Genomic DNA, 20635 nt, shown 5'->3' with positions numbered 1-20635 from the left:
GTCAAGGCGGGAAAGCGTGCCTTGACACGACTGGTCGGCGACTAAAGATCGGCTGTGGATCGGGGGCGGGGGAGGTCTGGTTGGGGTAGTCGGTGTCGTTGCGTTGCCGGCTTGCGGTCAGTTCAACAGGTTCTCGAGTGTCGCTGTTGTTTCGGTGACTTCTCGCATTGCGGTTTCCAGCGCTGTTCCCCCTGGCCGGTGGCTCAGCACTACCACGACATACCGGTCACCGGTTCCGACCACGCCGCTGGTGTGCGCGTCGACCCCACCGCGGCCTGCCGCCCACCCCTGTTTGATCGCCCACGGCCTGCCCGGTAGCGCGTCCGGGATGCCGAAGTACTGGTCGACCCCGTCAGCCGCCACCTGGTGCGCGTCCCGGAGCGGGTCGAGTATCAGTTGCCGCTCGCGGGACGGCATCGCCAGCACCGCCCGGTAGATCTTGACCACGTCATCGGCCGACAGGAGGGTGTCGCCCCAGCGGCCTGGGTCCGCGGGGGGCTCGGTGGCCGTCAGACCGAGCGACGTCGCCGTGCGACGGACGATGTCGGGGCCGCCGCCGGACTCCCACAGCTGGTTGGCGATCGCATCGTCGCTGTACGACAGCATTCTCGTCACCCGCGGGCTCGGCCGGTCGGGCGTCACGTGCCCGCGCTTCACCAGGTCGACCGCGATCAGCAGCTTCACCAGCGACGCCGACCGGTAACGCGTGTCGGCGCCCTCCTGGCGCAGCGGGCGGTTCTGCTTGCGGTCGTAGACGACAACGCTCGTCGCCGCGGAGTCGGCCGGTACCGGCTCGGCGGCGCTGCCGCGGAGGGCGAGCGCGGCACCGAGGGCCAGTGCGATCACGACGACGGCGACGACGAGGACGACGATCGGGCCACGGCGGAGTGGCCTGGTCTGCACGGACATGGTGATCAGCCTCGGCCGCGGATGTCCCCGTCCCGTCGTCGTCGTGTCATGGTTTTGCTACAGAGTCGCGGGAGTTGGTGAAACGCCGCCATAATCGGCCGGGTGCCGACATTGCTGTTGATCGAGGACGACCCGGCGGTCCGGGAGGGACTGTGCCTTGGCCTGCGCCGGCACGGCCACGACGTCGAACCGGCCGCCGACGGCGAAGCCGGCCTGCGGCTGCTCGACGCCCGCCGCCCGGACCTCGTGCTGCTCGACCTGATGCTCCCCGGCATCGACGGGTTCGAGGTGTGCCGCCGCATCCGCGCCACCGGCCCGGTCCCGATCATCATGCTCACCGCCCGCGGCGACGACATCGACGTGGTAGGCGGGCTCGAAGCCGGCGCCGACGACTACGTGGTCAAACCCGTGCAACCCCGCGTCCTCGACGCGCGCATCAAGGCGGTCCTGCGCCGCGGCGGCGCGGCAGGCCAGGCCCGCGAACAACACGGCGCCCTGAACATCGACCGCGCCGCCTGCGAGGTCACCAAGAACGGCGAACCCGTCCACCTCACCCCCACCGAACTACGGCTGCTGCTCGAACTGTCCCGCGTGCCCGGCCGCGTCCTCAGCCGCCAGCAACTGCTCGAACTGGTGTGGGAACACGACTACCTCGGCGACTCGCGGCTCGTCGACGCGTGCGTGCAGCGGCTGCGGGCGAAACTGGAAGACCAGCCCGCGGCGCCGGTGTACGTCCGCACCGTGCGCGGCTTCGGCTACCGGTTCGGTCCACTGTGATCAGACGGCTTCTCGCGCGGCTGCGCGGAATCCGGGCGCGGCTGGTGCTGATCATCAGTCTCGTCGCGGTGCTGGCGACCGTCGGCGCGACCGGCGCCAACTACGTCACCGCGCGGCGCACCGTGCTCGCCGCCACCCAGGACCAGGTGATGGCCAAGCTGCGCGACGACGTGGACGCCATCGCCCCCACCCTGCGGATGCCGCCCGACCAGGCCACCCTCAACCAGCTCGTGCGGTCGGTCCCGTCGGCCGCCGTCGCCCGCTACGGCTCCCTGTCCTCGGATGTCCGCGGGTCGATGGGGCTGGTGCCGCCCGAACTGGTGGCCCGCGTGGGCGCCGAGCAGCGGCTGGTGTTCCAGCGCATCGACATCGGCAGGCCCGAACTCGTGGTCGGCATGCCCGTCATGACCGTCGACACCGGGTTCAACCGCGTCCCGTCCGGGCTGGAGGTGTACGGGTTGTTCTCGCTGAGCGCCGAACAACAGCAGATCAGCGAGTTCGCGCTCAACGGGTGGCGCACCGCGGCCGTCGCGGTGCCGCTGGCGGTAGTCCTGGCGTGGCTGGCCGCCGGCGCGGTGCTGCGACCGGTGCGCCGCCTGCGGGACGGCGCCCGCCAGCTCGCCCACGGCCGGCTGTCCACCCGCCTGCCCGAGCGCGGCGGGGACGAACTGGCCGAACTGGCGCGCACGTTCAACGAATCCGCCGCGAGCCTGGAGAAGTCGGTGGGGGAGCTGCGCCGCATGGAGGCCGACGCGCGCCGGTTCGTCGCCGACGTGTCGCACGAGCTGCGCACCCCGCTCGCCGCGATGACCGCCGTGACCGAGGTGCTCGACGAGGAGGGGGCGCGTCTGCAGGGCGACGCGGCCACGGCCACCCGGCTGGTGAGCGAGGAAACCCGCAAGCTGACCCGGCTCGTCGACGACCTCATCGAGATCTCCCGCTTCGACAACGGCCGCGCCCGCATGGACCGGCGCGAGGCCGACCTCGGCGAGCTGATCGCCGCGACCCTGCGCACCCGGCAGTGGACCGAGCGCGTCGAGGCCGATCTGCCGCCCGGCATCATCGCCGCGGTGGACGCGCGGCGCTTCGACGTCATCGTGGCGAACCTGGTCGGCAACGCGCTGCGGCACGGCGAGCCGCCGGTGCGGGTGCGGCTGTCCGCGTCGGGCGCGGACGCCGTCGTCGAGGTCACCGACCACGGGCCGGGCCTGCCCGACGACGTGCTCCCGCACGTGTTCGCCCGGTTCTACAAGGCCGACACCGCGCGATCGCGGTCGGAGGGGAGCGGACTGGGGTTGTCCATCGCGGAGAAGAACGCCGGACTGCACGGCGGCACGATCGAGGCCGGCAACGACCCGGGCGGCGGCGCCCGGTTCGTGCTGCGGGTGCCGGGGCGGTGGTGACCGTGCGCTGGACCTGGCTGTTGCTCGTGCTGGTGCTCGCCGGCTGCGGGGTGCGCCCCACCGATCCGGTTTCCGCGGGCGACCCGCCGGTCGGGGCCGCGCCGGGGCCGATCCTGTTCTTCCTCAAGGCGGGCAAGCTCGCGCCCGTCGTCCGGCAGACCGGTCACCTCGGCACGGTGCCCGACGCGGTCACCCTCCTCCTGGCCGGGCCGAACCCGCAGGAGGCCGCCGCCGGTTACGCCACCATGCTCCCGGCCGGCGCGCTCGGCGTCTCGGTCGGGGCGCTGGACCAGGGGGTCGTCACGGTGAGCCTCAGCGCGCCGCTGGAAACCCTGCCCGAACTGGCGAAGGACCAGATCGTGTGCACGGTGACCGCGGTGCACGCCCAGACCGGCGCGCGGGCGGCCAACCTGCTCGTGCGGCTGACCGGGCCGCCCAGCGCCACGCAGGTGGACGGCTACCCCACGGTCACCGCCCGGCCCGAGACGCAAGCCCCCGCGCAGGGCCGGTCCTGTCCGCTGCTGCACTGAAGTTCAAACGCGACGGATGTGCAAGGTGTGTTACGACCGCCCGTTGCCGGGTACGAACTCGTAACCTGCCGGTTTCATCCCGGAGCGATCGGCGAAACCCGTCTGCCGAAGCATCGATCACGCCGATGTCCGGTTCGGGGAAGGGGATGCGCATGCGAGGCTTCAGGGCGAGGAAGGTGGCGGCGCCGCAGGTGTCCGCCGACGTCGGCTCCTGGCTGCCCCGGCGCAGCAGCCAGGCGGGTGACTGGCCGGTGGCCGATCTGGTCGCCGCCAAGGGGGACACGACGGTCAGCGTGGTGATCCCGGCCAGGGACGAGGAGGCGACGGTCGGCGACATCGTGCGCACGATCCGCCGTGACCTCGTCGAGCGCCACCAGCTGGTCGACGAGGTCATGGTCGTCGACTCGCGTTCGCAGGACGCGACCGCCCAGGTGGCCGCGGAAGCGGGCGCGACGGTGGTGGCGCAGGATTCGGTCCTGTCCGCCCTGCCCGGGCTGCAGGGCAAGGGGGAGGCCCTGTGGAAGGGGCTGGCTGCTTCCACCGGGGACATCGTCGTGTTCGTCGACGGCGATCTGTACGACTTCACCAGCGACTACGTGACCGGCCTGCTCGGCCCGCTGCTCACCGACGACTCCATCGCCTACGTCAAGGGCTTCTACCACCGGCCGCTGGTCGGGGCGGTGAGCACCGACGCCGACGGCGGCGGCCGCGTCACCGAGCTGGTGGCCCGCCCGCTGCTCAACCTCTACTGGCCCGAACTGGCCGGGTTCGTGCAGCCGCTGGCAGGCGAGTACGCCGGGCGGCGCGAGGTGCTGGAACGGGTGCCGTTCGTGGCGAACTACGGCGTCGAGGTCGGGCACCTGATCGACATCCTGGAGACCTACGGGCTGGACGCGCTCGCGCAGGTCGACCTCGGCAAACGCACCCACCGGCACCAGAACACGCAGGCGCTGGGGCGCATGTCCGGCCAGATCATGCTGACCGTGTTCGACCGGCTGGAACGCTACGGCCGCCTGGTCTCGGCCGAACCGCCCGCGACGATGCTCGCGCAGTTCCGCCGGGGCGAGTCCGGGCACGGTGTCGACCGCGAGCTGGTGGTCACCGACCTGGCGTGCGAGCAGCGCCCGCCGCTGGCGACGCTGCGCGCGGCGGACGGCTCGGGGCTGCGGGAGATCGCCTGACGCCTCACGTGGCGTCGTGGAAGACCAGGCCCAGGGTGTGGCGGATGCCGGTGCGGACGGTGCTCACGCCGTGCCGCACCGGCGCCGCCGACCAGCCGCGGGTGGACCGCACCGGCCGGTCCCGCGTGGTGAAGATCAGCGCGTGGCCCTGCGGCAGCTGGGTCACCGTGCCGCGTGACTGCGCGCGCGGCCGCTGCTCGACAAGCAGGAACTCGCCGCCGGTGTGGTCGGTGCCCGGCGCGTCGAGCCCGATCACCACCTGCAGCGGGAACACCAGCTCGCCGTAGAGGTCGCGGTGCAGCGCGTTCCAGTCGCCGGCGCCGTAGCGCAGCAGGATCGGCGTCGGCCGGACCTGGCCCGCCCGGTGGCACCGGTCGAGCCAGGTCTCCAGGTCGTCCGGCCACGGCGCGTCCCAGCCCAGCTTCGCCGCCCAGTCCCGCGCGATCGGCAGCAGGTGCGGGTAGAACGCCGCGCGCAGGCGGGCGACCGGATCCGGCAGCGGGTAGGCGAAGTAGCGGTACTGGCCGGAACCGAACCGGAACCGCGCCATGTCGATCGTCGACCGGAAGCGGCCCACGTCGTCGTACAGCGCCGACAGCTCCCGGCACTCCCGCGCGCTCAGGAGCGGCGGGGTGAGGGCGCAGCCGGTGTCGTTCAGTTCTGCCGTGAGGGCGGGCCAGTCGAAGCCCGCGACGTCCGAGATCACCCCGCTCAGTCTGCGCGCCCGGACGGCCGCGGGCTGGCGGAAATCAGTCGGCGAGACCGCCGTACGCGATCACCTTCGTGATGCGCGCCCGGACCAGCAGCTCGCCGGGCACGGCGTTGCGCTTGCCGAACTCGTCCGCCCGGTCCTCGCCCATGTAGCGCGCGCCGATGCGGGTGGACCAGTGCAGCATCTCGTCCAGGTCCTCGTGCAGCGTCGCCTCGGCGGTGAACTGGACGAACGCGAACGGCGGCTCCTGGTCGTCCACGCACAGCGACAACCGCGGATCCCGCCGCAGCGCCCGCCCCTTCACCGACTCCGCGCCGGTGTTGAAGATCAGCTCGTCGGCGCCGTCGCCGGTGCCGACGACGAACCAGATGGGGGTCACGTGCGGGCTGCCGTCGGCGCGTGTGACGCCCAGCTTCCCGGTGCGCGTGCCGGTGGAGGCGAACTCCAGCCACTCGTCCCTGCTCAGTGCGTGCATGGGGCGACCTTAGCGACGTGGGATCATGACGGGCATGGCGAGCGACGCACCGACCGCCGACGAGGCCGTCCGCACCATGCTGCTGCTCCTGCCGCGGCTGGTCGGCCGCGCCAAGAAGCTGCCGGTGCCGGAGCGGCTGCGTGACTTCAACCTCGCCCCGCGGCACCTGTCGCTGCTGTCCTACCTGCTGTTCGACGGGCCGATGACGGTCAACGAGCTGGCCGCGCGGCTCGAAGTCGCGCCCACCACCGTCAGCCTGATGGTCGGCGACCTCAGCCGCCGCGGGATCCTCGACCGCACCGAGGACGAGAGCGACCGGCGCCGCACGATCGTCAGCATCGCCGCGACCTACCGCGCCGAGGTCGAGGGCTGGCTCGCCGCCGGCGCTCGCGCCTGGCGCACCGCCTTCGATCCGCTCACCCCCGAGCAGCGGCGCCTGGTGATCGACACGCTGCGCACCTACGAGCGTGAAGTCGAGCGGGAGCGGACCCCCTAGTAGTCTGGCGCGCTGTGCGTGACTCGGACCTGATCAGCGGGGGGCTGGTGGACGAGGGCCTGGCCCGGCGGCTCAAGGCGCTCGCCTGCACCGCGCCCCTGCACGACCTGGACGCGCGCAAGTCCAAGCTCGACTGGGCCGACGCCACGGTCTACCAGATGGCCGAGATCGCGTTGCACACGATCGACCTGGTCACCATCGCGATGGACTTCGACACCGGCGCCAACCACGACGACGTCGTCCGGCGCCTGCAGCCGTTCATCGCCGCGCAGGCCCCGCGCCGCCCGGCCGAGGAGCACCTGCGCGTCGCCCGCTGGGTGCTGGACAACCTGATCAACGTCGGCACCACCGACCGCGGATTCCGCCGCGTCTACGGCAGCCTCGACGCGAACGGCACCTACCGGCGCCGCGCGTTCGACTTCAAACTGCTCGTCGAGCTGGCCGCGCCCGACGGTGAGGTGTACCTGCGCGCCAGCGACGAGGCGATCAACGTGCTGGTCGGCGCGCTGGACACCGACGTGGAGTCCGCGCAGATCGCGGCCGAGGTCAAGCTGGAGAACCTGATCAGCCGCGGCCGCCTCGCCGACGCCAAGCTCGCCGCCGAGCAGGCCCGCTACCGCACCGTCCAGTACGGCGAGACGCTGCGCGCCAAACTGGACGCCACCCGCCGCGACGTGCGGGCGGTGGACTGGGACCGCGAGATGCCCGAGCTGCTGGACTCGGCGCTGACCCACATCGAGGCCCGCTTCCGCGCGGAGAACGCGATCCTCCGCAACATCACCGCGGCCCGCGACGAGGCCGAGGACGTCGACCACAAGCGCCGCGCCGCCGAGCTGGTGGACATCGTCAGCGACTGCATCAGCCGCCACACCCAGCTGCAGGCCCGGCTGCAGGCCGCCGGCGCGGTGTTCCGCGCCGAGCAGGACCGCCAGCAGTTCTCCGGCCCGCCGCAGCGCGCCACCGTCGACCTGTTCGGCCAGATCCTGATGCCCGCGCTGGAGCTGCCCATCGCCGACGCCGTCGTGCCGCTGGAGTCCTGGTTCCACGCGTCGGCGGGCCTGGTGGTGCCGACCGTGCCCGCGCTGCCGTCGCTGGTCTCGCTGCTGTTGCGGCCCGCGCCGGAGCGGGACAAGGTGGTCGGCGAGGTGCCGGAGCCGGAGCTCGTCCCACCGGAAAGCCTCGACCACTACAGTGACGAGCAGTGGCGGCGGGCCGACGAGCTGCTGGACCTGCCGGAGGTGCCGCGGCGGCTGTCCGGTGTGCTGGCCGAGGCCCGCGAGCTCGATCCGGAGCTGCCGCGTCTGGTGGCGCTGCGGGCGCTGCACTCCTACAGTCCCGAGGTGGGCGCCGCCGTCCGGCAGGGGGACGATCGGGCGCTGCTGGCCGTCGACGACGGCACGCTGCTGGAGGACCCTGAGTTCGGGGGAGCCGACCTGTTGCTGAGCACGGCCCGGCTGGAACGCGAGGAAGACGAAGAGGGGGCGGCATGACGCGTCCGGTCACCACCGGCGACGCCGAGAACGCGGCACGGCTGATCTCGTTCGGCATGCGGCCCAAGCACCTGCCCTCGCGCGATGTGGTCTACGCCGATCTCGTGCGCCGCTACGGCGAGGACAGCGCGTTCAAGCAGCTGACCAACTCGGTCGCCGCGGGGCTGGGCCTGATGGTGCTCGACGTGAGCCACCAGGCGGGCGCGGTGCTGGCCGCCACCGACGAGTCGGTGTTCGAGGTCAAAATGGACAGCTACGCGCGGCAGAGCAAGATCCGCGAGCGCCGCGACACCGAGAAGGTGCTGCACGGCCTCGTGCACCTCGCCACCGCGGCGCTGGGCTACCCGCGCCCGGACGACCTGGCCAACGACACCTACATCGGCCGGGTCAGCGTCGACCAGGTGGACGGCGTGGTGCGCGAGGCGTGCCGGATCCTCGACGAGCGCGCCGCGAAGGCCGAGGCCAACAACGACCCGCTGTCCGACTCGCCGGAGCTGGAACAGGCCTGGCGCGCCTACGCCCGCCGCCCCGAAGCCGCGGCGACCAAGGACGGCCGCCTGGCTTCGGACACCACGCGCGGCATGGTCTCCCGCGCGCTGCGGTTCCTGGCCGACCAGGGGTTCCTGGTGCAGGTCAGCGGCGAGCAGGGCGGCACCTACCGGACCACGCCGCGCTACCAGGTGCAGGTGCGGGAACTGGCCGCGGACAGCGCGTTCGAGGAGCTGCTGGCCCTCGGCGTGGTCGCGGTCTCCGACGGCGAGGGCACGCTGCGCCCGTCCATTTCGGACACTCTGTAGGGGGAGATCGGTGTACGAGCTTTCGCGGGTGCGCCTGCACTCCGTCGGCCCGGCGGGCGCGCGCTACCAGAACGTGCTGCTGGACTTCAGCGGCGTCGGCCCGCTGGTCAAGGCGCCGGCGCAGGACGCGTTGTTCACCGCCGGGATCCACTCCGCCGACGGCAGCCTGCCGCGGCGGCCGTCTCCGGCGAGCGTGCTGTTCCTGGAGAACGGCGGCGGCAAGTCCGTGCTGATCAAGCTGATCTTCTCGGTCATGCTGCCCGGGCGGCGCCAGGTGGTGGGCACCACCAGCACGCGCGTGCTGGAGAAGTTCGTGATGGCCAAGGACGTCGCGCACGTCGTCCTGGAGTGGCAGCACACCGAGACCGGGCAGCGGGTCATCACCGGCAAGGTGTCGGAGTGGCGCGGGCACGTGGTGTCCAACGACCCCGCGAACCTGGTCGACTCGTGGTACTGCTTCCGGCCCACCGCCGCGCTCGGACTGGAGTCGCTGCCGTTCACCGAGGACGGCCGCCTGCTGACCATGTCCGGGTTCGCCGAGCAGCTGGAGCGCGCGCACAAGGCCGAGCCGGAGCTGGAGCTGTTCACCACCCGCCGCCACCACGAGTGGACCGAGCGGCTGGACACCCTCGGCCTGGACACCGAGCTGTTCCGCTACCAGCGCGCGATGAACGCCGGCGAAGGTGAGGCGGCCGACGCGTTCGCGTTCACCTCCGACGAGGCGTTCGTCGAGTTCCTGCTGCGCGCGGTGATCCCCGAGGACGACCCGAAGGACCTGGCCGAGGTCGTGCAGACCTACGCGCACAACCTCGGGCAGCGCGGCGAGCTGATGTCCGAGCGCGACTTCGTGGCCGGGGCGCTGGACCTGCTCACGCCGCTCACCGAGGAGGAGTCGCTCGCCGCCGCGTCCCGCAAGCTCGCCGCGGTCGCGCGCGAGGAGGCCCGCGCGCTCGCCGGATCGGTGATCGCGCGGCACCAGCTGGAGGCCGAGCGCCTCGACGGGTTGAAGTCCTATGTGGACGAGACGCGGGACGCGGAGAAACTGGCCGAGGGTGACTGCCGCCGCCGCAACGCCGTCGTCACCGAGCTGCGCCGCGTGGTCGGGGAGATGCGCCTGGCCGACGCGACCGCGCAGAAGACGCGGATCGACGAGGAGCTGGCGAAGGCCCGCGAGGCCGCGGCCGCGTGGCGCGAGACCGGCACCGTTCTGGCTCACGTCAACGCCGCGCGCAAGGCGACCGACATCCGCAAGCTCGTCGGCGACCGCGAGCAGAGCGCGAAACCGGCCCTGGAAGCCAAGAACGCGGCCGCCACCGCGCTCGCCCGCGGCCTGCTCGCGCTGGCGCGGGAGGCCGAGGAGCAGGCGCAGGCCGCCGAGGCCCGCGCCGAGACCGCCCGCACCGCCGCCGCGGCCGCGCAGGACCAGCGGGACGCGGCCACCGCCACCGCCGCCGGGCACCGCGCCGAACTGGGACAGCTGACCCGCCGCATCGAGGAGGTGCGCGCGCAGGTGCAGCAGGCCGTCCGCGACGGGCTGCTCAGCGACGGCACCCAGGTCGCCGCCGCCGCGCAGGAGGCCCGCACCCGCGGCGAGAACGCGACCACCGAGCTGGCCGCGCGGGAGAGCGAACTCGAAGGCGTCGCCGAGGACCACGCCCAGGCGCAGGCCGCTCTGCACGCCGCGCAACAGCGGGCCGCGACCGCGCGGTCCCGGGCCGCGCACGCTGCCGAGGAGCTGGCCAAGGCGCACCGGCGGTCGGACAGCCTCGCCGCGCACCCGCGGCTGCTGGAGCTGCTCGGCGGCGACAACGTCCAGCTGGAGACCGACACGCCCGCGCTGCTGACCCGGCTGCGCGAGGCGCGCGCCACCGCCGAACGTGAGCAGACCGCCCTGCGCATGGAGGAGTCGGTGGACGAGCGGGCGCTGGCGGCGCTCGGCTCCGGCGGGCTGCTGCCCGCGCCGCCGGAGGTCCAGTCCGTTTTGGACGTTCTGGAGGCGGCGGGGATCACCGCGTGGTCGGGCTGGCGCTATCTGTCCACGATGGACGCCGCGGGCCGCGAGCGGGTGCTGCGGGACCTGCCGCACCTGCTCGGCGGGGTGCTCGTCAACGACGCCGCGCAGCTGGACCGCGCGCGGCAGGTGCTTGCCGACGCCAAGCTCCTGCCGAGCGTGGTGCTGCCGGTCGGCACCACGCAGGCGGTGCGGGCCGAGGGCGCGGCGCCCGGCGTGGACTTCCTGATCCCGCCCAACCCCGCGATGTACGACGAGGAGGCGGCCGACACCGAGCGCCAGGCCATCGCCGCCCGGCACGCCCGCCGCCAGAAGCAGCTCGAAGCGCTCACCGAAGCGATCGGCGACGACGCCGCGCTGGAGTGGAAGCTCACCACGTGGCGCGAGGACTACCCGCCCGGCGCGCTGGCCACCCTCGCTGAGGAGGCCGAGGCTGCGGCCACCGAGCAGACCGAGGCCGAAGCCGCGGTGGTCGCCCAGGAACGCGCCCTGGCCGATCTGGCCGCGCGCCGCACTCGGCTGCGGGAGGCGATCCCGGCCCTGCGTGCCGAGGCGCGCGGCAGCGAGGAACGCGCCCGCAAGCTGGCCGAGCTGGCCGAGCGCGTCGCGTTGATTCCACAGTGGACCGAGACGGTCGAGCGCGCGCAGGAGATCGTCACGCGCGCCGAGGCCGAGGCCGAGCAGGCGACGTCGCGCGCGGCCCGGCTGCGCGAGGAAGCGGCCGAGGAGCAGCGCACCGCCGACGGCCACCGCCGCACGGTCACCCACGCCCGCGCCGAGCTGGCCGAGGTGCCGGGCGGGGGATCGGTGTCCGAGGACGAGCCGGTGCCGAGCGAACCGGTCGACGCGCTGCGCCGGGCGTTCGCCGCGGCCAGCGACGCCTACGCCCGCGTCGAGGTCGGCAGCGACCTGCGGGCGGAGCTGGACCAGGCGGAAAGCGCCGAGTCCACGGCGCGGGCGGCGCTGGAGGCGCTGGAGCCGGCGGTGCGGGAGCAGGCCGCGCGCCTGCTGGAGACCCCGGACGGGTCGGACGCCGCGACCCGTGCCGCTGCCCTGGCGCGTGCCGGCCGCACGGTGTCCGCGCTGGAGGCCGAGCACAGCGAGGCGATCGGCCTGGTCGCGACCTGCAAGGCCGAGCTGGACCAGCTGCCGAAGCAGAACGCCTCACTGGAGACCCGGCCGCGCGACGTCGAGCACGGCCGCGAGCTGATCGACGAGGCGGTCGAGGAGGCGTCGGCCGCGGCCCGCGCGCTGGAGGAAGCGCAGGCGCGGCGCGCGGAGGCCGAGCGCACGCTGGAGGCGGCCACCGCGTCGGCGGCCGGGTTCAAGATGCTCGCCGAGTCGATGGCGCACCTGGCCCCCGAGGGCGAGCCGGAGACCGTGTTCGACGGCGACGTGGAAGCCGCGCAGGCCCGCTACCGCAAGCTGAACACGACGCTGACCGACGCCGAGGCGGCCGTCGACAGCGCGGAGAAGCGGGTGCGGGCGGCGGCGGACGCGCTCGCCCAGTACGCGACCGACAAGCGGTTCGAGAAGCTGACCAGCCCGGTGCGGCAGCAGATCGTGTCGGTGCGCCGGGACAGCCTGCCGGCGCACGCGCGGGAGTGGTCGGCCGCGCTGAAGCCGCGGCTGCGCACGCTGACCGACGACCTGGCGCAGATCGACCGGCACCGGTCCGGGATCGTCGCGCGGCTGCAGGGCATGGTCGAGGGCGCGCTGCGGATGCTGCGGTCCGCGCAACGGCTGTCGCGGCTGCCGGAGGGGCTCGGCGGCTGGTCCGGGCAGGAGTTCCTGCGGATCCGGTTCGGCGACCCCGAGGAGCCGCAGCTGTCGGAGGCGCTCGGGCAGGTCGTCGACGAGGCGGCGGTCGGCAAGACCAGCGACGGCCGCGACGTCAAGCGCGACGGGATGTCGCTGGTGCTGCGCGGCGTGCGGGCCGCGGTGCCCAAGGGGTTCCGGGTGGACATCCTCAAGCCGGACTCGGTGCTGCGCACAGAACGCCAGCGGGTGTCGGAGATCCGCGACGTGTTCTCCGGCGGGCAGCAGCTCACCGCGGCGATCATCCTGTACTGCACGCTGGCCGCGCTGCGGGCCAACAACCGCGGGCTGGTGCGCAACCGGCACTCCGGCGTGTTGTTCCTGGACAACCCGATCGGCCGCGCGTCCGCCGGGTACCTGCTGGAGCTGCAGCGGGTCGTCGCGGAGGCGCTCGGGGTGCAGCTGATCTACACGACGGGCCTGTTCGACGCCGGCGCGCTGTCCGAGTTCCCGCTGATCGTCCGGCTGCGCAACGATGCGGACCTCCGGGCGGGCCGCAAGTACCTCTCGGTCGACGCGACGATCCGCAACCACCTCGACGACCTGGGCGAACCGGACGGCACAGCGCGCATCTCGGCGACGCGGCTGTTCAGCAAGCCGGGGGAGCAGGCGGTCAGCCCCGGATAGCCGACTGGTACGCGGCCAGCTCCGCCGCGTCGTCGATGCTGCCGTGGTGGTGGAACTGCGCCCAGCGGCCGTCCTCATAGCGGAAGTAGCGGCTGGTGCGGATCCGCAGCGGCACCTCGCGGCCGTCGACCACGTAGGAGCCCGTCTCACGCCCGGCGAACAGCGCGTGCCCGTCGCCGGCGTACTCGACGATGTCGCCGAAGGTGACCGTCACGCGCGCGGGGCCGTGGAACACCTTGTCGTACAGCGCCGAGATGGCCTCGCCGCCGCGGAGGATGCCGCCCAGCGGGTTGTTCAGCTGGGCCAGCGCGTCCTGCGTCCAAACCCGGGCGAAGACGTCGGAGTCCCGCTGGTTGAAGGCGAAGTAGAACGTTTCCAGCGCGGCGAGCGCCCCTTCGATCCCCGGTCCGGTGGCCGCGTCCAGGCGATTGCGGGAGTCCGGGCCGAAGGTGGCCGCGAGGCGTCGGGTCATGTCCGCTCCTGGCGTCTAGAGTGTTCGATGGAGGTCGACCACATGAGTGTACGACAAGCATCGAACACAGCGCGAGCGCGCGGCCTGACCCACGTCCACCCAAAGGACGTGCCGCTGCAGGACGCGCTGACCGCCGTCGCCGATCCGGTGCGCCGCGCGATCCTGCGCGAGCTGGCGGAGCTGCCCGACTGGACCAAGGCGTGCGGCACGTTCGACCTGCCGGTCACGAAGGCCACCCGCAGCCACCACTTCGCCGTGCTGCGCGCGGCCGGCCTGATCGAACAACGCGACGAGGGCCCGCGACGGCTGAACCGCCTGCGCCGCCCCGAGTTCGACGAGGCGTTCCCGGGCCTGCTCGACCTGGTGCTGTCTAGTCCTTCCGACCGTTGAGCGCGAGCCCCGCGCCCAGCCCGATCATCACCAGCCCGCCGGTGCCGCCGACGAGTTCGAGGCGCTTGGGGGACCGGGCGAACCACGCGCGGGCCGTGCCGGCGACCAGGGCCCACGCGCTGTCCGACACGACCGCGATCACCGGCAGCGCGATGCCCAGCACCAGGATCTGCGCGACCACCCCGCCCGCCGCGTGGTCGACGAACTGCGGCAGCACTGCGGCCAGGAACACGATCGACTTCGGGTTGGCGAACCCGACCACGAACCCGTCGCGCAGAACGGCCAGAGTGCGGCCGCGCGTGGCGGGCGTCGCGCTCGCCAGCGCCTCGGACAGCTTCCGGCGGTGCCGCACCGCCTGCACGCCCAGGTAGACCAGGTACGCGGCCCCGGCCAGCTTGATGACCGTGAACACCGTGGCCGACGTCTGCACGATCGCGCCCAGCCCGAACGCGATCGCCACCACCTGCGTGTACACGCCGGCGGCGTTGCCGAGCACAGTGATCAGCGCGTCCCGCCGCCCCACGGTCAGCGCGCGGCTCACGGTGAACAGCACGCTCGGTCCGGGCACGACGACCATCAGGAACACCAGGGCGGCGAACGCCGCGAAATGGCTGGGCGAGACCATCGGCCGAGGGTATCGCCGCCGCCGCACGGGTGACCAATGTTTATCCGCCCGCCGGCCCGCCAACCCCGGGACGGTGACCGGATACCCGCCCAGTGACCCGACCGAGCCCGACTACGGCCGGCTGTGGGCCGGCGGGGTGGCGACCGCGGTCGTCGCCGCGCTGGTGGCCGTCGTCGGCCTGCTGATCGCCCGCGGCCTGTTCGGCGTCGCCGTGCTGGCTCCCAAGGGCAACGGCATCTGGGGCAATGCCAACACCGTCACCTACGCCCTGTGCGCGGCGGCCGCGGCGCTGCTCGCGACCGGGCTGATGCACGTGCTCAGCCTCGGCACCTCGGCGCCCGCCCAGTTCTTCGGCTGGATCATGGTGCTGATCACCGCGATCGCGATCGTGCTGCCGCTGACGCTGGCGGTGAAGGTGGACGCCAAGATCGCCACCGCGCTGATCAACCTCGCGATCGGCGCGGTGATCGCGATGCTGGTGACCACCGTGGCCGGCACGGCCCGCCGCCGTCGCCGCGAGCGCGAAGCCCCCACGGCCACGCTCAAGTGGGACCAGGGCCCGCACTACTACTCCTGAAAACTGTCGGTGCCCGGTGGTAGAACCGCCGGGTGAGCACGAAACTGGGGAACGACCAGCGCCGCGCCCGTCTGGTGACGCGGCACCACCTCCACGCGCCCGCCGGGGATCCGGTCGCGGTCGCGGAGAGCCTGGTCGCCCTGCACGCCACCGATCCGGCCACCGTCCACCTCTCGGTGCTGGCGCGGTCCGAGGCGGGCACGGCCGACGTCGAGCGCGCCCTCTACGACGACCGCTCGCTGGTCCGGATGCTGGGCATGCGCCGCACGATGTTCGTCGTGCCGGCCGCGCTCGTGCCGGTCGTGCAGGCCGCCTGCGCCGACGACATCGCCGTCAAGCAGCGCAAGCTGCTGCTCCAGCACCTGGCCACCGCCGAACTCGACGGCGACCTGAGCGAGTGGCTCGCCGAGGTCGAGGAGGGCGCCTACGCCGCGCTGAAGGCCCGCGAGCCCGCCTTCGCCCAGCAGATCGCCGACGGTGAGCCGCGCCTGCGCACCGAGATCGTCATGGCTGCGGGCAAGCCGTACGAGGCGCGCGGCTACATCACCAACCGCGTCCTGTTCCTGCTCGCCGCGTCCGGCCGGATCGTCCGCGGCCGCCCCCGCGGCACCTGGCTGTCCACCCAGTACGCCTGGTCCACCACCGAGAGCTGGCTGCCCGGGCTGGAGCCGGTGGACGCCGGCGCCGCCCGCGTCGAGCTCGCCCGCCGCTGGTTGCGCGCCTTCGGCCCGGCGCCGGTCGCCGACCTGAAGTGGTGGACCGGCTGGACGGCGGGGCAGGTGAAGAAGGCGCTCACCGCGATCGGGCCTGCGGAGGTGGACCTCGAGGGCGGCCCCGGCATCGCCCTGCCCGGCGACGACGAGCCGGTCCCGGAGCCGGAGCCGGTCGCCGCGCTGCTCCCGGCGCTGGACCCGACCCCGATGGGCTGGCAGGAGCGCGGCTGGTTCCTGGGGGAGCACCAGCCGCTGCTGTTCGACCGCACCGGCAACATCGGCCCGACCGTGTGGTGGGAGGGCCGGGTCGTCGGCGGGTGGGGGCAGCGCCCCGACGGGGAGATAGCGATCCGTCTGCTGGAGGACGTCGGGGCCGACGGAACGGCGGCCGTGGAGGCCGCCGCCGAACGGTTGCACGGCCGTCTCGGCGGGGTCGCCGTCATACCGAAATTCCGCACTCCCGTCGAGCGAGATCTGTCATCTTGATCGTCGTCTTGATCGATTCCCCACGGTGGTGCACATCTCGTTAGGGTGTGCGAGTAGACGCAGGCCAGCCCAGCTAGGGTTGGCCTGAGCCCGAAGATGTGTGCCCGGTTCCGCGGAGCCGGGACGGACCCGAGGAGAGAAGCAGCAGTGACGGTTCGCGTAGGTGTGAACGGCTTCGGTCGGATCGGCCGCAACTTCTTCCGCGCCGTGCAGGCCGCGGGCCATGACATCGAGGTGGTCGCGTTCAACGACCTCGGCGATGTCGCGACCATGGCGCAGCTGCTCAAGTACGACAGCGTCCTGGGCCGCTACCCCGACGAGGTCAAGGTCAGCGACGACGGCATCGTCGTCGGCGGCAAGACCATCAAGGCGCTCGCCGAGCGCGACCCGGCGAACCTGCCCTGGGGCGACCTGGGCGTGGACGTCGTCGTCGAGTCCACCGGCTTCTTCACCAACGCCGACGCCGCCAAGGCCCACATCGCCGGTGGCGCCAAGAAGGTCATCATCTCCGCGCCCGCCAAGGGCGAGGACCTGACGGTCGTGCTGGGCGTCAACGACAACCTCTACGACGGCTCGCAGACGATCATCTCCAATGCGTCCTGCACCACCAACTGCCTCGGCCCGCTCGCGAAGGTCCTCCACGAGGCCTTCGGCATCGAGAAGGGCCTGATGACCACCATCCACGCCTACACGCAGGACCAGAACCTGCAGGACGGCCCGCACAAGGACCCGCGCCGCGCCCGCGCCGCCGCCCTGAACGTCGTGCCGACCTCCACCGGCGCCGCCAAGGCCATCGGCCTCGTGCTGCCCGAGCTGAACGGCAAGCTGGACGGCTACTCGCTGCGTGTCCCGGTGCCCACCGGCTCGATCACCGACCTCACCGTCGACCTGGCCAAGAAGGCCTCCGTCGAGGAGATCAACGCCGCCTACAAGGCCGCCGCCGAGGGCCCGCTGGCCGGCATCCTGCGCTACAGCGAGGACCCGATCGTCTCCAGCGACATCGTCAACGACCCGGCCTCGTGCATCTTCGACGCGCCGCTGACCAAGGTCATCGACAACCAGGTGAAGGTGTTCGGCTGGTACGACAACGAGTGGGGCTACTCGAACCGCCTCGCGGACCTGGTCAAGCTCGTCGGCTCGAAGCTCTCCTGAGGCCATGGCAGTCAAGACTCTCGAAGACCTGCTGTCCGAGGGTGTCTCCGGGCGGCGCGTTCTGGTCCGGTCGGACCTGAACGTGCCGCTCGACGGCTCGGTCATCACCGACGACGGCCGGGTGCGGGCCGCGCTGCCGACCATCAAGCGGCTGGCCGAGGCCGGCGCGAAGGTGATCGTGGCGGCCCACCTCGGCCGCCCGAAGGGCACCCCCGAGGCCAAGTACTCGCTACGCCCGGTCGCCGACCGGCTCGGCGAGCTGCTCGGCAAGGAGGTCCGCCTGGCCGGTGACGTGGTCGGCGAGCAGGCCCGAGCGGTCGTCGCCGGCCTGGCCGACGGTGACGTCGCCCTGCTGGAGAACGTGCGGTTCGACCCGCGCGAGACCAGCAAGGTGGAGGACGAGCGGGCCGAACTGGCCCGCGACCTCGCGGCCCTGACCGGCGACAGTGCTGATGCCTCTGGCGCCGGCGGGCGCGGGGGTGCGTTCGTCTCCGACGGCTTCGGCGTGGTCCACCGCAAGCAGGCCTCGGTCTACGACGTGGCCCGCGCGCTGCCCGCCTACGCCGGCGGCCTGGTGCTCGCCGAGCTGGAGGTGCTGAGCAAGCTGACCGGCGACCCGCAGCGGCCCTACGTGGTCGTGCTCGGCGGGTCGAAGGTGTCGGACAAGCTCGCCGTGATCGAGGCGCTGCTGCCGAAGGTCGACCGGCTGCTGATCGGCGGCGGCATGGCCTTCACGTTCCTGGCCGCCCAGGGCCACAGCGTGGGCTCCTCGCTGCTGGAGCAGGACTACGTGGAGACCGCGCGCAAGCTGCTGGCCGAGCACGCCGACAAGATCGTCGTGCCCTCCGACGTGGTGGTGGCGGACAAGTTCGCGGCCGACGCGGCCACCGACACCGTCGCGGCCGAGAAGATCCCGGACGGCTGGATGGGCCTGGACATCGGCCCGCGGACCACCGAGCACTTCGCGGCCGAGGTCGCCGCGGCGAAGACGGTGTTCTGGAACGGCCCGGCCGGTGTGTTCGAGATGGCCCCGTTCGCGGCGGGCACCAAGGGTGTCGCGCAGGCGATCGCGGACTCCGGCGCGTTCAGCGTGGTCGGCGGCGGCGACTCGGCGGCCGCGGTGCGCGTGCTGGGCCTGCCGGAGGAGAAGTTCTCGCACATCTCGACCGGTGGTGGCGCTTCCCTGGAGTACCTCGAGGGCAAGGAGCTGCCGGGCGTCGCGGTGCTGGAAGGTGGTGCCTGATGGCGCGCAAGCCGTTCATCGCGGGCAACTGGAAGATGAACCTCAACCACCTCGAGGCCATCGCCCTGGTGCAGAAGATCGCCTTCTCGCTGCCGGAGAAGTACTACGCGAAGGTGGACGTCGCGGTGCTCCCGCCGTTCACCGACATCCGCAGCATCCAGACCCTGGTCGACGGGGACAAGCTGCTGCTGACCTACGGCGCCCAGGACCTCTCGCCGCACGACTCCGGGGCCTACACCGGTGACGTGTCCGGTCCGATGCTCGCCAAGCTCGGGTGCTCCTACGTGACGGTCGGGCACTCCGAGCGGCGCGAGTACCACCACGAGGACGACGAGCTGGTCGGCAAGAAGGTGCGGGCGGCGCTCAAGCACGGCATCAAGCCGATCCTGTGCGTCGGGGAGAAGCTGGAGGTCCGGGAGGCGGGCGGCCACGTCGACCACTGCCACCAGCAGCTGCTCGCCGCGCTGAAGGGGCTCAAGGCCGAGCAGGTCAAGGACGTCGTGGTGGCGTACGAGCCGGTGTGGGCCATCGGCACCGGCAAGGTCGCGACGGCGACCGACGCCGAGGAGGTCTGCAAGGCGCTGCGCGGCGCGCTGGCCGACAAGTACGGCGCCGAGGTGGCCGACGAGGTCCGCGTGCTGTACGGCGGGTCGGTCAAATCGGGCAACATCGCCGAACTGATCGCGTGCGACAACATCGACGGTGCGCTGGTCGGCGGGGCGAGCCTGCAGGCCGACGAGTTCACCAAGCTCTGTGCGCTGGCTGCCGGTGGGCCGCTGCCGTAACCAGGGGGTCGGCGAGTAGTCTGGCAACCTCAGACCGTCACACGATCAGGCAACTGCCGAACACCAGAGGATGAGATGAAGCTGTTCCTGCAAATCCTGCTGATCGCGTCCAGCGTGCTGCTCGTGATCGCCGTGCTGCTGCACCGCGGGCGCGGTGGCGGGTTGTCCTCGCTGTTCGGCGGTGGCATGCAGTCGAGCCTCGCGGGGTCGAGCGTGGCCGAGAAGAACCTCGACCGCATCACCCTGCTGCTGGGTGCCATCTGGCTGATCAGCATCGTGGGCCTGGGCCTGCTGCTGAAGGTGTGACGGACACTGAACGCACGGGCGTGCCTATGGGGGGTGCGCCGCCTATCCACACTGTGAGGATTCATGGTTGGCGGTAACGCAATCAGAGGCACCAGGGTCGGTGCCGGTCCGTCCGGCGAGTCGGAGCGCGGCGAGGCCGCTCCCCGCCGCCGGGTGTCGTACTGGTGTGCCAACGGGCACGAGTCCAAGCCGTCGTTCGCCATGGACGCGGAGGTGCCGGACGAGTGGGACTGCCCGCGCTGCGGGCTGCCCGCCGGCCAGGACGAGAAGAACCCGCCGGCCGCGCCGCGGACCGAGCCCTACAAGACCCACCTGGCGTACGTGAAGGAGCGGCGCAGCGACGCCGACGGTGAGGCCATCCTCGCCGAGGCGCTCGAGCGCCTGCGTCAGCGCCGTCAAATCTGAGGAAGCGCTTTCTCAGAACGGACCCTGCAAGCCGACTCCAGTCGGCAGGCGGGGTCCGTTCGTGCTTTCAACGCCGCAGACCACTACAAACCAGGCAGCCGGCAACAAAAGCCACATCCCCGCCGAACCACCCCTCTCCCCAACCCGATCCCCAGCCTTCTTTGGCGGTCGACCAGGCGTGTCAAGGCACGCTTTCCCGCCTTGACACGCCTGCTCGACCGCCAAAACACCGAAAGATCGGGTTCGGGAGGGCGC

21 protein-coding genes are annotated in these 20635 nt (G+C 72.4%); 16 read left to right on the top strand and 5 right to left on the bottom strand.

The features are described 5' to 3' along the window. Positions 1–117: 117 nt before the first annotated feature. Complete coding sequence (locus ABZ193_RS38465) at positions 118–909, bottom strand: serine hydrolase (RefSeq protein ID WP_354713600.1); 792 nt, start codon at positions 907–909, stop codon at positions 118–120. Between the two features lie 102 nt (positions 910–1011). Between ABZ193_RS38465 and ABZ193_RS38460 the strand changes: the two genes are divergently transcribed. From ABZ193_RS38460 to ABZ193_RS38445, 4 genes are all read left to right on the top strand, one after another. Further along, on the top strand, positions 1012–1686 hold the full coding sequence (locus ABZ193_RS38460; protein ID WP_354713599.1) for a response regulator transcription factor: 675 nt from the start codon (positions 1012–1014) through the stop codon (positions 1684–1686). Further along, positions 1683–3089: a HAMP domain-containing sensor histidine kinase gene (locus tag ABZ193_RS38455; protein WP_354713597.1), complete on the top strand. Its 1407-nt coding sequence runs from the start codon at positions 1683–1685 to the stop codon at positions 3087–3089. The genes ABZ193_RS38460 and ABZ193_RS38455 overlap by 4 nt, the downstream gene beginning before the upstream one ends. Beyond that, the gene (locus ABZ193_RS38450) at positions 3086–3619 is read left to right on the top strand and encodes a GerMN domain-containing protein (RefSeq protein ID WP_354713595.1); all 534 of its coding nucleotides are present in this window, start codon (positions 3086–3088) and stop codon (positions 3617–3619) included. The genes ABZ193_RS38455 and ABZ193_RS38450 overlap by 4 nt, the downstream gene beginning before the upstream one ends. A 152-nt stretch (positions 3620–3771) precedes the next feature. Continuing rightward, positions 3772–4800, top strand: a complete 1029-nt coding sequence (locus tag ABZ193_RS38445) for a glucosyl-3-phosphoglycerate synthase (protein ID WP_354713593.1) — start codon at positions 3772–3774, stop codon at positions 4798–4800. Positions 4801–4804: 4 nt separating this feature from the next. Here the strand turns inward: ABZ193_RS38445 and ABZ193_RS38440 are convergent, their stop codons facing one another. Then, positions 4805–5506, bottom strand: a complete 702-nt coding sequence (locus ABZ193_RS38440) for a 2OG-Fe(II) oxygenase (RefSeq protein WP_354713591.1) — start codon at positions 5504–5506, stop codon at positions 4805–4807. A gap of 43 nt (positions 5507–5549) precedes the next feature. Further along, positions 5550–5987: a PPOX class F420-dependent oxidoreductase gene (locus tag ABZ193_RS38435; protein ID WP_020422326.1), complete on the bottom strand. Its 438-nt coding sequence runs from the start codon at positions 5985–5987 to the stop codon at positions 5550–5552. 34 nt (positions 5988–6021) lie between these two features. On the opposite strand from ABZ193_RS38435, the gene ABZ193_RS38430 reads away from it, so the two are divergent. The 4 genes from ABZ193_RS38430 to ABZ193_RS38415 are packed head-to-tail and all read left to right on the top strand — an operon-like array spanning position 6022 to position 13226. Beyond that, complete coding sequence (locus ABZ193_RS38430; protein WP_237338993.1) at positions 6022–6483, top strand: MarR family winged helix-turn-helix transcriptional regulator; 462 nt, start codon at positions 6022–6024, stop codon at positions 6481–6483. Between the two features lie 14 nt (positions 6484–6497). Further along, complete coding sequence (locus tag ABZ193_RS38425) at positions 6498–7973, top strand: hypothetical protein (protein WP_237338994.1); 1476 nt, start codon at positions 6498–6500, stop codon at positions 7971–7973. Beyond that, positions 7970–8770, top strand: coding sequence for a hypothetical protein (locus ABZ193_RS38420; protein WP_020422323.1), 801 nt, complete (start codon positions 7970–7972; stop codon positions 8768–8770). Before ABZ193_RS38425 ends, ABZ193_RS38420 begins: the two co-directional genes overlap by 4 nt. A 10-nt stretch (positions 8771–8780) precedes the next feature. After that, entirely contained in the window at positions 8781–13226 is a 4446-nt protein-coding gene (locus ABZ193_RS38415) for a hypothetical protein (RefSeq protein WP_354713588.1), read from the top strand. Here the strand turns inward: ABZ193_RS38415 and ABZ193_RS38410 are convergent. Further along, positions 13213–13698, bottom strand: a complete 486-nt coding sequence (locus tag ABZ193_RS38410; protein ID WP_354713586.1) for a nuclear transport factor 2 family protein — start codon at positions 13696–13698, stop codon at positions 13213–13215. The two genes, ABZ193_RS38415 and ABZ193_RS38410, sit on opposite strands and share 14 nt — an antisense overlap. 42 nt (positions 13699–13740) lie before the next feature. Between ABZ193_RS38410 and ABZ193_RS38405 the strand changes: the two genes are divergently transcribed. Further along, positions 13741–14088 (top strand): ArsR family transcriptional regulator, encoded by a 348-nt coding sequence (locus tag ABZ193_RS38405; RefSeq protein WP_027928726.1) that lies wholly within the window; start codon positions 13741–13743, stop codon positions 14086–14088. Here ABZ193_RS38405 and ABZ193_RS38400 read toward each other — a convergent pair. Further along, positions 14069–14713, bottom strand: a complete 645-nt coding sequence (locus ABZ193_RS38400) for a LysE family translocator (RefSeq protein WP_020421302.1) — start codon at positions 14711–14713, stop codon at positions 14069–14071. The genes ABZ193_RS38405 and ABZ193_RS38400 overlap by 20 nt on opposite strands. Positions 14714–14786: 73 nt before the next feature. On the opposite strand from ABZ193_RS38400, the gene ABZ193_RS38395 reads away from it, so the two are divergent. The 7 genes from ABZ193_RS38395 to ABZ193_RS38365 all read left to right on the top strand — a co-directional run bounded on the left by ABZ193_RS38395 (position 14787) and on the right by ABZ193_RS38365 (position 20380). Next, positions 14787–15290, top strand: coding sequence for a DUF6069 family protein (locus ABZ193_RS38395; protein WP_020421301.1), 504 nt, complete (start codon positions 14787–14789; stop codon positions 15288–15290). 32 nt (positions 15291–15322) lie between these two features. Next, positions 15323–16489, top strand: coding sequence for a winged helix DNA-binding domain-containing protein (locus ABZ193_RS38390; RefSeq protein WP_354713583.1), 1167 nt, complete (start codon positions 15323–15325; stop codon positions 16487–16489). A gap of 147 nt (positions 16490–16636) precedes the next feature. After that, a complete protein-coding gene (gene gap, locus ABZ193_RS38385) occupies positions 16637–17641 on the top strand; it encodes a type I glyceraldehyde-3-phosphate dehydrogenase (protein ID WP_027936337.1) in 1005 nt (334 codons plus the stop codon). Positions 17642–17645: 4 nt separating this feature from the next. Then, positions 17646–18884, top strand: a complete 1239-nt coding sequence (locus tag ABZ193_RS38380; RefSeq protein WP_020421298.1) for a phosphoglycerate kinase — start codon at positions 17646–17648, stop codon at positions 18882–18884. Then, complete coding sequence (gene tpiA / locus ABZ193_RS38375) at positions 18884–19669, top strand: triose-phosphate isomerase (protein ID WP_020421297.1); 786 nt, start codon at positions 18884–18886, stop codon at positions 19667–19669. The genes ABZ193_RS38380 and tpiA overlap by 1 nt, the downstream gene beginning before the upstream one ends. 75 nt (positions 19670–19744) lie before the next feature. Next, positions 19745–19975, top strand: coding sequence for a preprotein translocase subunit SecG (secG, locus tag ABZ193_RS38370; RefSeq protein WP_017983033.1), 231 nt, complete (start codon positions 19745–19747; stop codon positions 19973–19975). A gap of 63 nt (positions 19976–20038) precedes the next feature. Further along, positions 20039–20380: an RNA polymerase-binding protein RbpA gene (locus ABZ193_RS38365; RefSeq protein ID WP_026153205.1), complete on the top strand. Its 342-nt coding sequence runs from the start codon at positions 20039–20041 to the stop codon at positions 20378–20380. Positions 20381–20635: the final 255 nt, after the last annotated feature.

The sequence above is a fragment of the Amycolatopsis sp. NPDC006125 genome (genome assembly GCF_040614195.1).
Lineage (GTDB): Bacteria > Actinomycetota > Actinomycetes > Mycobacteriales > Pseudonocardiaceae > Amycolatopsis_E > Amycolatopsis_E tucumanensis.
Note: the sequence above shows the minus strand (reverse complement) of the source record. Positions and strands in the feature narration are given on the sequence as shown.